The organism is Saccharothrix ecbatanensis (assembly GCF_014205015.1).
GTDB lineage: Bacteria > Actinomycetota > Actinomycetes > Mycobacteriales > Pseudonocardiaceae > Actinosynnema > Actinosynnema ecbatanense.
Window position 1 is genome coordinate 323635 of the sequence record NZ_JACHMO010000001.1, and the last position, 12639, is coordinate 336273.

At 70.2% G+C, this 12639-nt stretch carries 15 protein-coding genes; 11 read left to right on the forward strand and 4 right to left on the reverse strand.

Annotated features, from left to right (window positions below; all coding sequences use genetic code 11):
- The first annotated feature begins 116 nt into the window (after window positions 1-116).
- Window positions 117-1031 carry a DUF1996 domain-containing protein gene (locus F4560_RS01450; RefSeq protein ID WP_184915118.1) on the forward strand — a complete coding sequence of 305 codons (915 nt, stop codon included), beginning with the start codon at window positions 117-119 and terminating at the stop codon, window positions 1029-1031.
- A gap of 10 nt (window positions 1032-1041) precedes the next feature.
- Entirely contained in the window at window positions 1042-1572 is a 531-nt protein-coding gene (locus tag F4560_RS01455) for a DUF305 domain-containing protein (RefSeq protein ID WP_184915121.1), read from the forward strand.
- Here F4560_RS01455 and F4560_RS01460 read toward each other — a convergent pair.
- On the reverse strand, window positions 1564-2154 hold the full coding sequence (locus tag F4560_RS01460; protein ID WP_184915124.1) for a DUF3558 domain-containing protein: 591 nt from the start codon (window positions 2152-2154) through the stop codon (window positions 1564-1566). The two genes, F4560_RS01455 and F4560_RS01460, sit on opposite strands and share 9 nt — an antisense overlap.
- A 91-nt stretch (window positions 2155-2245) precedes the next feature.
- On the opposite strand from F4560_RS01460, the gene F4560_RS01465 reads away from it, so the two are divergent.
- From F4560_RS01465 to F4560_RS01475, 3 genes are all read left to right on the forward strand, one after another.
- Window positions 2246-2998, forward strand: a complete 753-nt coding sequence (locus F4560_RS01465; RefSeq protein ID WP_184915127.1) for a DUF427 domain-containing protein — start codon at window positions 2246-2248, stop codon at window positions 2996-2998.
- A gap of 148 nt (window positions 2999-3146) precedes the next feature.
- On the forward strand, window positions 3147-3665 hold the full coding sequence (locus F4560_RS01470) for a uracil-DNA glycosylase (protein ID WP_184915130.1): 519 nt from the start codon (window positions 3147-3149) through the stop codon (window positions 3663-3665).
- A gap of 110 nt (window positions 3666-3775) precedes the next feature.
- Window positions 3776-4000 (forward strand): hypothetical protein, encoded by a 225-nt coding sequence (locus F4560_RS01475; RefSeq protein WP_184915133.1) that lies wholly within the window; start codon window positions 3776-3778, stop codon window positions 3998-4000.
- Between the two features lie 3 nt (window positions 4001-4003).
- On the opposite strand, the gene F4560_RS01480 is transcribed toward F4560_RS01475, so the two are convergent.
- A complete protein-coding gene (locus F4560_RS01480) occupies window positions 4004-5059 on the reverse strand; it encodes an ATP-dependent DNA ligase (RefSeq protein WP_184915136.1) in 1056 nt (351 codons plus the stop codon).
- Window positions 5060-5177: 118 nt separating this feature from the next.
- Here F4560_RS01480 and F4560_RS01485 point away from each other — a divergent pair, with 118 nt between their 5' ends.
- The gene (locus tag F4560_RS01485) at window positions 5178-5684 is read left to right on the forward strand and encodes a DinB family protein (RefSeq protein WP_184915139.1); all 507 of its coding nucleotides are present in this window, start codon (window positions 5178-5180) and stop codon (window positions 5682-5684) included.
- 32 nt (window positions 5685-5716) lie between these two features.
- Here the strand turns inward: F4560_RS01485 and F4560_RS01490 are convergent, their stop codons facing one another.
- On the reverse strand, window positions 5717-6166 hold the full coding sequence (locus F4560_RS01490; protein ID WP_376775267.1) for a cupin domain-containing protein: 450 nt from the start codon (window positions 6164-6166) through the stop codon (window positions 5717-5719).
- A 10-nt stretch (window positions 6167-6176) separates the two neighbouring features.
- On the reverse strand, window positions 6177-7700 hold the full coding sequence (locus tag F4560_RS01495) for a GGDEF domain-containing protein (protein ID WP_184915144.1): 1524 nt from the start codon (window positions 7698-7700) through the stop codon (window positions 6177-6179).
- Between the two features lie 182 nt (window positions 7701-7882).
- Here F4560_RS01495 and ruvC point away from each other — a divergent pair, with 182 nt between their 5' ends.
- From ruvC to secD, 5 genes are all read left to right on the forward strand, one after another.
- Entirely contained in the window at window positions 7883-8500 is a 618-nt protein-coding gene (gene ruvC, locus F4560_RS01500) for a crossover junction endodeoxyribonuclease RuvC (protein ID WP_184915149.1), read from the forward strand.
- Entirely contained in the window at window positions 8497-9093 is a 597-nt protein-coding gene (gene ruvA, locus F4560_RS01505; RefSeq protein WP_184915152.1) for a Holliday junction branch migration protein RuvA, read from the forward strand. The genes ruvC and ruvA overlap by 4 nt, the downstream gene beginning before the upstream one ends.
- 34 nt (window positions 9094-9127) lie before the next feature.
- Window positions 9128-10195 (forward strand): Holliday junction branch migration DNA helicase RuvB, encoded by a 1068-nt coding sequence (gene ruvB, locus F4560_RS01510; protein ID WP_184915155.1) that lies wholly within the window; start codon window positions 9128-9130, stop codon window positions 10193-10195.
- 97 nt (window positions 10196-10292) lie between these two features.
- A complete protein-coding gene (yajC, locus tag F4560_RS01515; RefSeq protein ID WP_246478023.1) occupies window positions 10293-10649 on the forward strand; it encodes a preprotein translocase subunit YajC in 357 nt (118 codons plus the stop codon).
- A gap of 139 nt (window positions 10650-10788) precedes the next feature.
- Window positions 10789-12639, forward strand: coding sequence for a protein translocase subunit SecD (gene secD, locus F4560_RS01520; RefSeq protein ID WP_184915158.1), 1851 nt, complete (start codon window positions 10789-10791; stop codon window positions 12637-12639).

Here is a 12639-nt window from a genome sequence, read left to right on the forward strand (position 1 = left end):
GAACCGACTACGGATCTGTCAATGACGTGCCTATTGACACTCGGGTGGCCCAACGGGCAACCTCAGATGGGAGAGCGCTCTCCCAGCTGCCTTCCCACGTCGGCAGGAGGACAAAGGTGTCCCGAAAACTCCGCGCGCTGGCCGCTACTGCGGCGGTCGGCCTACTTTCCACCGCCTTAACGGTCTCCACCCACTCGGCGCAGGCCGATGAGCTGGTCACGCACCACGAGTTCCAGGCCAACTGCTCGGTCACCACGCACCGACCCGACGACCCGATCGTCTTCCCCGGGCTGCCGGGCGCGTCCCACATGCACACGTTCCTGGGCAACCACTCCACGGACGCGCGCAGCACCACCGACTCGCTCAAGGCCGGGCAGACGAACTGCCGGACGCCGGACGACAAGTCCGCGTACTGGTTCCCGTCGCTCTACAACGGCGACCAGCTCGTGCCGCCGAACTTCCCCCAGGTCATCTACTACAAGTCCGGCATCCTGAAGTACCAGGAGGTCCGGTCGTTCCCGGCCGGCATCCGGTTCGTGGTCGGCAGCCCGTCCGCGACGCAGGACCAGTTCCGCACCGCGCCCGGCGCCGTCGAGGGCTGGGAGTGCGGCAACAGCTCGCACAACTGGGACTTCCCGTCGTACTGCCCGCCCGGCACCCAGCTCAACGTCCGCTACCAGGCCCCGAGCTGCTGGAACGGGCGTGACCTCGACTCGGCGGACCACAAGTCGCACATGGCCTACCCGGACCGGGCGACGCTGGTGTGCCCGTCCACGCACCCGGTGCCCGTGCCGATGATCGAGTTCAAGATGGCCTTCCCCGTGTCCGGCGACATGTCGCGGGTCCGGCTGGCCAGCGGCCGTGGGTACACCTGGCACTACGACTTCATGAACGCGTGGGACGGGCCCACGCTCCAGGCGCTGGTCAGCCACTGTGTCAACGGCGGCCTCCAGTGCGATCCGCGCGGGTACGACCAGTACAAGCCGCATCGGGGCGCCGCTCTCGGCACGGACTACCGGTTGCCGCGGTGAGGATTCCGAGTTGAGGACATTTCCGGCCACCCCAGGGCGCTTCCGGGCGCTCTGGGGTGCCACCCTGCTGCTCCTGGTGGCGTGCTCGTCCCCTTCGTCCCCGGAGCCCGTGACGTCGTCGCCGTTCAACACCACCGACACCGCGTGGATCCAGCTGATGATCCCGATGAACGAACAGCTCCTGCCCGCCCTCGACCTCGCACCGCCCGCGCTCGCCACCTTCACGGCCGACCTGCGGACGTCACACGAGCAGGAACTGGTTGCGCTGAAAGGGTTACGGACCCGTGCGGACCTGCCGGACGCGAACGTGCACGCCGGTCACCAGATGCCCGGTCTGGTCTCGGACGCGGACCTCGCCGGTCTGCGCCTGGACCCGTCCGGACTGCCCGCGAAGCTGCGCGAACACTTGGAGCAGTCGGCGTTGTTGGCGCGAGGCGAGCAGGACAGCGGAGCGGATCAGGAGACCCGCGAACTGGCCGAGTCGATCACCTCGAAGCGGGCCGCGCAGCTGGCGCGACTCGGCGCGACCGGATCAGGCTGAGGGCAGCCGGTCCAAGGCGAGCCGGGTCAAGGACTCCGCCGCCGCGCAGAGGTCTTCGGCGTCGTTCCGGGTGACCACCATCATCTCCAGCATGGGCCGGTCGTCCACGTCCTCGACCGGTTCCCGGAGGAGAACCCTGAACATGCAGATGTCGCCTTGGCCCCTGCGGCGCGCGGGGCGCCCGTCCACGACGGTGGGCTCTCCCAGCCACGTGGCCGGCTTCGGCGTCTGGAGCACCACACCGGCATTCGGGAGGCCCTTGGCGTCGGTGCTGCTGCCGATCTGCCACCAGCACTTGGTCGGCGTGGTCACGATGCCTTCAAACGCCTCGATCCCCACGGCCTCGGTGATCTCGATGGCGGTCAGCAACGCGCACAGGTCCTCGGCCGGGACGGTCTGCTTCGGCTTGTCGACCTTTTCGGCCCACATCGCCGCCATCTCGGGCGGCAGGGACGGCGGGATGGTGCGCGTGGACGACGGTGGGGCGGTGGCGGTTCCGGCGGGCGCGGTCGAACAGCCCGTCACAAGGACGAGTGCCACCAGCGCCGCTGCCGATGCCGAACGGGCGGCGTGGCGGGTCACGGCCGGCACTGTAGCCGAGGCGGACGCCGGCGGTGTCGATCACTTGGAAGCGGGCCGTGCAGTCCGCTGAACTCGGCGTAGTTTCGGTTCCATGAGTGCTGCGGAACGCGGACGGGTGCGGGTGGAGGCCGGGGCCAAGCGGGTTCGGGCCTATCTGGCGGGCGAGTTGGTGGTGGACACGACGCGGCCCGCGTTGGTGTGGGAGAAGCCGTATTACCCCACGTACTACTTGCCGGCCGAGGACTTCCGGGCCGCCTTGGTGCCGACTGGTGAGGTGAAGCGGTCACCGAGCCGGGGCGACGGTCAGGTGCACGACGTGAAGACGACGACCGGCGGCGCGGCCGGTGCGGCGCTGCGCTACCCCGAGTCGCCCCTCGAACCGCTGCGCGACCTGGTCCGGCTGGAGTGGGACGCGATGGACGAGTGGTTCGAGGAGGACGAGCCGGTCTACGTCCACCCGCGCGACCCGTACACGCGGGTCGACGCGCTGCCGAGCAGCAGGCACGTCCGGGTCGAGGTCGGCGGCGTCGAGGTGGCGAACTCGCACCGCCCGGTGATCCTGTTCGAGACCGGTCTGCCGGCCCGCTACTACCTGCCGATGACGGACGTCCGGCTGGACCTGCTCCGCCCGACCGACCTCCGCACCAGTTGCCCGTACAAGGGCACCGCCGAGTACTGGTCCGTGGTGATCGGCGACGACGTGCACGAGAACGTCGTCTGGGGCTACCGCACGCCCCTGCCGGAGAGCCGGCGGGTCGCGGGACTGGTCGCGTTCTACAACGAGAAGGTCGACACGTACGTCGACGGCGTCCGGGAAGACCGGCCGCGCACACCGTTCAGCTGAATCACGCGTTGCCGCCCGGACGGCGGATGGCCGGACGTCTGCCGTCCGTGGACGCTTGCGGACCATGGACGTCTTCCCCTCCACCCCGAGGGCCCACCGCAACCCCGTGGTCATCGCTCGGAAGATGGCCCTCCTCAAAGCGCCTCACATGGCGAAGTTGACGGAGTTCGCCCAACGCATCGCCACCGAGCGCAAAGCCGACGTGCCGCTGTTCGACCCGGCGAGCGGCGGCGTCGGCTCGAAGGTCCTCCTGCTGCTGGAGTCACCGGGGCCGGCGTCGGCCAAATCCGGGCTCAACTCCTTGGACAACGACGACCCGACCGCGGCCAACGGCTTCAGCGCGATGGCCGAGGCGGGTCTGTCCCGGCGGGTGTGCCTGAGCTGGAACGTGGTGCCCTGGCACCTGGCCAACCGCGAGCCGACGCCGGCCGAGCTGCGTTCGGCGGTGCCGTACCTGGTGGAGCTGCTGCGGATGCTGACCGACCTGAAGGCGGTCGTCGTGCTCGGCAGGCCCGCGGGCACCGGCTGGACGCTGTCCGGCCGAGGCCACAAGTTGAAGGTGTTCAACGCCCCCCACCCCGCCCCGCTGTCCATCAACCGCGACCGCGCCGGCCGGTGGCCGCAACTCGTGGACGCCTTCCGCCAGGCCGCCAAGGCGATCGACTGACGTCACGGGCTCGGAATCGGTACACCGCGCTTTCCGCCGCGGACGTGTCGATTCCGAGCGCTCGTCTTCGTCGTACGGGTAGAGACACCCGCACACGGAGGGAGAGCGCCATGAACACCACGACCATCACGACCATCACCCCGAGGGACCGGGCCGTGCTCCGCGCCGTCGCGGCGGGCCGTTGCGTGTACGCCGCGGGCACGCTCCTGGTCGACGGCATCTGCTGCTGCGACCAGTTCCTCGGACCCCGACTGGTCCGGGAGGGCTTGATCGCCTCCCAGCCGGGCCCGGCCCACCTGACCGACGACGGCCAAGCTCTGCTGGCCGCCGCGTGAGCACTACTTCACGTCGAAGACTTCCATCAGCTCGGCCGGCGCGACCTCTTCCAGCTGCGCGTAGGTGCACGACTCCGGCGTCCGGTCGGGTCGGAAGCGGACCAGTCTGCTGGTGTGGCGGAACCGCCGGCCCTGGACGTGCTCGTACCGCACCTCGGCGACCAACTCCGGCCGCACCGGCTCCCACGACAACGTCTTGGTCGGGTTCCACCGGCTCTGCGCGCCCGGCGTCGTGGCGTCGATCCCGGCCCACTCCGCCCACGGGTGGTGGACCAGCGCGTCCACCCGGTACGGCGCCAGCTCCTCCACCAGCTCACGGCGGCGCGCGGCGGTGAAGCTGCTGGCCACGCCGACGCTGTGCAGCACGCCTTCGTCGTCGTACAGGCCGAGCATCAGCGAACCGACGCCCTCGCCGTCCTTGTGCGGGCGGAACCCGGCCACCACGCAGTCGGCCGTGCGCTCGTGCTTCACCTTCCACATGACCCGCTTGTCCTGCTCGTACGGCAGGTCGGTGCGCTTGGCCACCACCCCGTCGAACCCGGCGCCCTCGAACCGGGTGAACCAGTCCTGGGCCTGGTCCGGGTCGTCCGTCGCGGGCGTCAGGTAGAGGCCGGGCACGTCCCGCAGCACGCCCTCCAGCAGCCGGCGGCGTTCACCGAACGGCGTCGTCGTCAGGTCCCGGTCGTCCAGGGCGAGCAGGTCGAACGCGACGAACCCGGCGGGCGTGTCGACGGCGAGCTTGCGCACCCGTGAGGCGGCCGGGTGCAGCCGCAACTGCAACAGGTCGAAGCTCAGCCCGTCCGGCGTGACGATGACGATCTCCCCGTCCACCACGCACCGGGGCGGCAGCCCGGCCAGCAGCACCTCGACCACTTCGGGGAAGTACCTCGTCAACGGCCGGTCGTTGCGCGAGCCGAGCTCCAGTTCGGCGCCGTCCCGGAACACGACGCAGCGGAAGCCGTCCCACTTGGGCTCGTACACCAGCCCGGGCTCGCGCGGCACGGAGTGGACGGCCTTGGCGAGCATCGGCCGCACGGGTGGCATCACGGGGAGGTCCACGCCGCCGAGCGTAGGTCGAAGAAGGAATTTTCACCGTGGATGGGAATCGAGGACCGAAGCTGTCCGCATTAAGGCTTAGCGTGGTGTCAACACCAAAACGGAAGGCGGACACACCGATATGACCACCACGGCGATCGCTTCGACCGAGTTGACCGACCTGCTGGAGGTCCTGGCCAAGACGCGAGGCTTCCTGCGCTTCACCGTGCAGGGCCTGACCGACGAGCAGGCGCGGCTCACGCCCACGGCGAGCAAACTGTCGCTCGGCGGGCTGATCAAGCACGTCCGCACCGTGGAAGAGGCCTGGATGCGGTTCGCGGTCGGCGGCGCCGAGCTGATGATGGGCAGCGTCGAGCAGGACTGGGAGAACGGCTTCCGGATGCTCGCCGACGAGACGCTGGAAGGCCTGCTCAAGGACTACGAGGAGACCGCCGCGAAGACGGAGCGGCTGCTGGGGGAGCTGGACCTGAACACCGCCTACCCGCTGCCGCAGGCGCCCTGGTTCGAGGCCGGCGCGTCGTGGAGCGTCCGCAAGGCCGCCATGCACATCATCGCCGAGACCGCCCAGCACTCCGGCCACGCGGACATCATCCGCGAGACCATCGACGGTCAGAAGACGATGGGCTGAGCCGGTTCAGCGCCCGGCTTCTGCGCAGGGGTTCAGAGGCGGCAGAGCCGGCGGATCGCGTCGGCGTGCGAGGGGTAGAGGGGGGCGAGGGTGCCGGCCGCGCCGAACGTGACCACGTCATCGGTGTACGGCGGCACCACCACCGTGCCGACCAACGACCACTCGCCGTCCGGCTCGCTCGCCTGCCACACCCCGGCGGGCACGACCACCTGCGGTCGCTGCCCGGCCGCGAGGTCCGGCCCCAGCACCGGCGTGGTCACCGTGCCGTCCGGGTGCAGCAGCAGCATCCGCAACGGCGTGCCGCAGTGGTAGGCGTAGATCTCCACGTGGTCCAGCTTGTGCACGCCGGAGAACTCGCCCTTCCGCAGCAGGTAGTAGATCGAGGACACCTCGGGTGAACGCCACGACTGGCCCCACCAGCCGCCCTCCACCGGCAGCTCGGCCAGTCCCAGCGCCTCGATGGCCTCTTCGGCGTTCACCACGTGCCCCCGTTCACGTCATCTCGGCTTCCACCGAGCCGTGCACCACGACCATCCCCTTGCCCAGCCGCTTGGCCGTGTACATCGCCGCGTCCGCCGTGCCCAGTAAGTCGTCCGCCGTCAACGCCGGGTCGAACGCCTCGCGGTGCGAGATCCCGATCGACGCCCGGATCCGGTGCGACCCGTTGTCCGTCCGGTGCGGCTCGCTCATCGCCTCCAGCACCCGCTGCCCGATCTCCTCCGGTGGCTGCGGGTAGCCGTCCACCAGCACGCCGAACTCGTCGCCGCCCAACCGCGCCACCACGTCCTGCGACCGCACGCAGCCCTGCAACCGGGACGCCACGATCCGCAGCACCGCGTCGCCCTCGGCGTGGCCGAAGTTGTCGTTGACGTCCTTGAACCCGTCCACGTCGATGAACAGCACCACCACCGGCGACGTGCCGGCCAGCGCCGCGTCCAGCCGTTCCCGGAACAGCGCGCGGTTCGCCACCCCGGTCAACGGGTCGTGGTACGCCTGGTGCCGCAGCCGTTCGCGGCTGTCCCGCAGCTGCTCCAGCAGCCGGACGTTGTCGATCAGCGTCAGCAGCTGGCGGGCGATCACCAGCAGCACCACGCCCAGCCCGACGTAGATCTCCAGCGGGTTCAGCCGCACCCCGGTCGCCGTGCCCACCACGATGAACAGGCCGGTGACGAGCATCGGCAGGTACGGCACCAGCAGGTGCAGCAGGTCGCCCGCGCGCAGCCGGGCCGCGCCCACCCGTTCCCGCGTGGCGCCGCCGGGGGCGATCGAACTCAGGAAGAACAGCGCCGGAGCCACCATGAACCCGATGTCGACGCCCGTCGGCATGACGGTCGTGCCCTTGCTCACCAGGTACGCGAACCCCCACCCCGACGTGGACTGCGCCATGCCCGCCAGCGCGATGAACAGCACCGGCAGCTGCCGCACAGAGCGGTGCGTCCACGACGACACCAGCAGCACGACCAGCATCACCAGGTACGCCGCCGGGTGGGCCACGACGGTGGCGAAACCCGGCCCGGACGTGGCCCAGGCGCGGACCATCGACTCCAGCAGCGACACCCACGTGAGCACGAACAGCGAGCCGACCACGATCAGCCCGTCCAGCGCGACCACGAGCTTGCTGCGGTGGCCGGGCAGCTTGCCCGAACCTCCGTGCGCCAGCACCAGGATCGCGCACAGCGTCAACGCGGGCACGAGCATGAACCCCAGCGGCGCCAACGTGGACGAGGGCAGCGCCACCCCGAGGAACACCTGGCCCCAGATCCACGCGCACAGGCCGACGACCAGGCCGGCCATCGCCGCCGCCATCCACAGCCGCCAGCGCCGGGCCACGCCCTGACGCCGCCGTGCCGCCCGCCAGTACGACACCATCGCGGCGGCGGAGGCGATGAGCTGGGCGAACTTGTCGATCGCCACCGACGTGGGCCGGTCGAGTACCCCGGACACGGCGAGGCAGACGATGCAGACCACCAGAGCGCAGACGACACCGGTGATGATGCCGAACCGCCTCAGGGCCATTGGCACCCCGCATTTGGCCGCGACTGGAGTCGATCAGTTGACCGAGCCACTGTAGTCAGCCCGTGACACTGTGTCGATCGGGGGTCCGCGTTCGCCACCCCGCGCGTGTCACGGGCGGCCGCTCCCGGTCCACCCCTTAAGGTTCGAACTGGTGTTCGTCGGCGGTGTTTGAGGGGACCAGCGTGCGCGTGTTCGGAGTCGACCCCGGCTTGACCCGGTGCGGGTTCGGGGTGGTCGACGGCGGTCCTGGTCGGACCGTTCGGCCGGTGGCCGTGGACGTCGTGCGCACGCCCGCGGACATGGACTTGGCGGTGCGGCTGCTCCGGCTGTCCGAGGCGGTCGAGGAGTGGCTGGACCGCTACCGGCCGGAGGTCGTCGCCATCGAACGCGTGTTCAGCCAGCACAACGTCCGCACCGCCATGGGCACCGCGCAGGCGGGCGGCGTGGTGGCGCTGTCGGCCGCACGCCGTGACCTGCCGGTCGTCTTCCACACCCCCAGCGAGGTCAAGGCCGCCGTCACCGGCTCCGGCCGTGCGGACAAGGCGCAGGTGACCACAATGGTCACCAAACTCCTCGGCCTCAAGACCGCCCCCAAGCCCGCCGACGCCGCCGACGCCCTGGCCCTGGCCATCTGCCACCTGTGGCGCGCGCCCATGCGGTCACGCCTGGAGGAGGCGCAGGCGAGGGCGGCTGAGATCGCCCGCACCCACCGCGCGAGACTGGCGCAGGCCAGTGCGCAGGCCAGTGTCCGACTGTCGACCCCGTCGACCGCCGCGAAAACCGGAGGTGAGCCCGAGTGATCTCGTCACTGCGCGGGCAGGTGTTGTCCATCGGGCTCGACCACGTCGTCGTCGAGGTGAGCGGCGTCGGCTACGCCGTGCAGGCCACCCCCGCCACGCTGGCCACGCTGCGCCGCGGCGAGGAGACCCAGCTGGCCACGGCGCTCGTCGTCCGCGAGGACTCGCTGACCCTGTTCGGCTTCGCCGACACCGATGCCCGGGAGCTGTTCGGGCTGCTGCAGACGGTGTCCGGCATCGGGCCGCGATTGGCGTTGGCGACGCTGGCCGTGCTGGAGCCGGACAAGCTCCGCGCCGCGCTCGCCGAAGGCAACATCACCGTGCTGACACAGGTCCCCGGCATCGGCCGCAAGGGCGCCGAACGGCTGATCATCGAGTTGCGGGACAAGGTCGGTCAGCTCCCGACCACGCCTGGCAGCGCCGGCGGCGACAACGGCCAGGTGGTGCGCAACCACGTCACGGAGGCGCTGCTCGGCCTCGGCTTCCCGGCCAAGCAGGCCGAACAGGCCGTGGACGCGGTGCTGGCGGACGACGGCACGCTCGGCACGTCGGAAGTCCTCCGTCGTTCCCTGGCAGCTCTGGGTCGGAAGCGATGAACCGCGCCGACGTGCTCATCCCCGCGGAGGCGCAGTGAACTTCGAGGGCTATGAAGAAGAGGTCGACACCCTCAACCCGCTGCCGGATCCGGCCGAGCGGGATGTCGAGACCACCCTCCGCCCGAAGGACCTGCACGAGTTCGTCGGCCAGCCGAAGGTCCGCGAACAGCTCGAACTCGTCCTGCAAGGCGCCATGCAACGCGGCTCGCCACCGGACCACGTGCTGCTCTCCGGCCCGCCCGGACTGGGCAAGACCAGCCTCGCCATGATCATCGCGGCCGAGCTGGGCGCGTCCCTGCGGATCACCTCCGGTCCCGCTCTCGAACGCGCCGGCGACCTGGCCGCGATGCTGTCCAACCTGGTCGAGGGCGACGTCCTGTTCATCGACGAGATCCACCGGATGGCCCGGCCCGCCGAGGAGATGCTGTACCTGGCGATGGAGGACTTCCGGGTCGACGTGGTCGTCGGCAAGGGTCCCGGCGCGACCAGCATCCCGCTCGACATCGCCCCGTTCACCCTGGTCGGCGCGACCACCCGCTCCGGCGCGCTCACCGGCCCGCTGCGCGACCGGTTCGGCTTCACCGGGCACATGGAGTTCTACAGCGCCGAGGAGCTGGAGCTGATCGTCCGCCGTTCGGCGAAGATCCTCGGCGTCGACCTGCGCGAGGACGGCGGCCGGGAGATCGCCGGCCGCTCCCGTGGCACGCCCCGCATCGCGAACAGGCTGCTCAGGCGCGTTCGGGACTACGCGGAGGTGCGCGCGGACGGCGCCGTCACCCTCGAAGTCGCGCGGGACGCCCTGAAGGTCTACGACGTGGACGAACTCGGCCTCGACCGACTGGACCGGGCGGTCCTGGACGCGTTGGTCCGCTCGTTCGGCGGCGGTCCGGTCGGCGTCTCCACGCTCGCCGTCGCGGTGGGCGAGGAACCCACCACGGTGGAGGAGGTCTGCGAGCCCTACCTCGTGCGGGCCGGGATGCTGGCGCGCACCCCGCGTGGTCGGGTGGCCACCGCCACCGCCTGGCTCCACCTGGGACTCCAGCCGCCCGCGGGGGCGCCGGGTGAGGCCACTCGATCGCTGTTCGACGACGCCACCGAGTGATCGGGATTACTGACCTGGCACAATCGGCACCGGCACCCCAGAAATTCGGGCGTACCGGACGCTGATCGCGTTCGCTCGTCCGGTTGATCGGAGAATGATGGAACTGTCCTCCTTGATGTTCCCGCTGCTGCTCGTGCTGCTCGCGGTGCCGCTGTTCCTCAGCGCCCGCAAGCAGAAGCGGGCGGCTGCCGAGCAGCAGGCGTTGCTCAACTCCTTGGAGCCGGGCGACCGCGTCATGACGACCTCGGGGCTTTACGCGACCGTCGCGGACGTGAACGAAGACGACTCCACGATCGACCTGGAGATCGCCGACGGTGTGGTCACCACGTGGCTGCGCCAGGCGATCCGGGAGAAGGTCGTGGTGGACGCCGAGACCGACGAGGTCGACGAAGCCGACGACGTGGTGGACGAGACCGCAGACGTCGAGCCCGTGCAGCAGGAGAGCAAGAAGTAACTGCTAGTAGCCAGAAGACCTCGGCCTGGAGCCGGCAACTGTGAACGGCGCCGACTCCAGGCAGTGACGCGCAGCTCACACCATCAGGGGTACGCTGCGCCCTCGCTGACCTTGTCAACTATCAGGAGACGGACGGACCGTGGCACCTCCGGCCGGGCAAATCCGCCCCGCGAAGTACCTGGGCGCATTTGTCCTCATCGTGGTCGCGCTGTACTCCCTGGTGTTTCTCACCGGGAACGGCAAGGCGACACCCAAGCTCGGTATCGACCTCCAGGGTGGCACGCGTGTCACGTTGACCGCCCGTGCTCCTGATGGACAGACGCCGTCGGAGGAAGCGCTCGACCAGGCCCGCTCCCTCATCGAGACGCGGGTCAACGGCCTGGGCGTGTCCGGCGCGGAGGTCGTCCGCGACGGCAGCAACCTGGTGATCACGGTCCCCGGTACGGACAGCGAGGGCGCCAAACGGCTCGGCCAGACCGCCAAGCTGAACTTCCGCAAGGTCATCGGCTCGCCGATGCCGAACGCGGCGCCCGAGCCGCAGCCGACGGAGAGCGCGCCGCCGCCGACCGACCCGTCCGCGCCGCCCGCGAGCGGCGCCCCCGCGCCGTCCGAGACCGCGGCCGAGACCGCGCCGACCACGACCGCCCAGGGTCGACCGGCGCCGGCGTTCGAGGCCCAGCCGGAGGCGACGACCACGCCCGCGACGCCGCCCGCGGACGCGACCACCACGCCGCCCGCGGACCCGTCCGCGCCGCCGGCCGAGGATCAGATCGACTGCCGCGCGGTGTTCTCCGGGCAGGTCTCCGAGGACCCGACCAAGGCCGTCAAGGAGGCGAGGCACTGCCGCCAGGAACAGCTGATGATGGTCGAGGACGAGCAGACCCTCGGCCAGGCGCTCCAGGTGTTCACGTGCCCGAAGGTCGACCCGCTGCTCGGCAACGACGACCCGGGCATGCGGCTGCTGACCTGCAACCAGGACGGCACCGAGAAGTACGTCCTCGCGCCGGTCACCCCGCCGGCCGACGGCAGCGTGAAGGACGACGACTTCACCACGTACTCGCGGCTGACCGGTGAGGACATCGACAACGCGACGGCCGGCACCGACCCCCAGGGCGCGGGCTTCATCGTCAACCTGACGTTCAAGGGCGCCGGCGCCGACAAGTGGGCCAAGTTCACCTCGGCGAACGTGCAGCAGCAGGTCGCGGTCGTGTTGGACAGCCAGGTGGTCTCCGCCCCGAGCATCAACGAGGCGATCCTCGGCGGCAGCACCCAGATCAGCGGCAAGTTCACGCAGGCCGAGTCGTCCGGCCTGGCCAACGTGCTGAAGTACGGCTCGCTGCCCCTGTCGTTCGAGTCCTCCGAGGCCGAGACGGTGTCCGCGACGCTCGGCCTGGCCTCGATGAAGGCCGGCCTGATCGCCGGTGGCATCGGCCTGGCGCTGGTGTTCGTGTACTGCCTGTTCTACTACCGCCTGCTCGGCGTGCTGACCATCCTGTCGCTGGTCCTGTCCGGCGTGGTGGTCTACGCGGTGCTGGTGCTGCTGGGCCGCTGGATCGGGTTCACCCTCGACCTGGCGGGCATCGCCGGTTTCATCGTGTCGATCGGTATCACCGCCGACTCGTTCGTGGTGTTCTTCGAACGGTTGAAGGACGAAGTGCGCGAGGGCCGGTCGTTCCGGTCCGCGGTACCGCGCGCCTGGGTCCGTTCGCGCCGCACGATCCTGTCGGCGGACGCGGTCAGCTTCCTCGCCTCGGCGATCCTGTACGTGATCGCCGTCGGCCAGGTGAAGGGCTTCGCGTTCACCCTCGGCATGTCCACCGTGCTCGACCTGATCGTGGTCTTCCTCGTGACGCACCCGCTGGTCAGCATGGTCTCGAAGTCGAAGTCCCTGTCCAACCCGAAGCTGTCGGGTCTCGGCGGCGCCGTCCAGGCCGCCGTCGACGACCGCGCGCTGTCGGGTGCGAAGAGCACCGCTGTGAAGGAGGTCTGA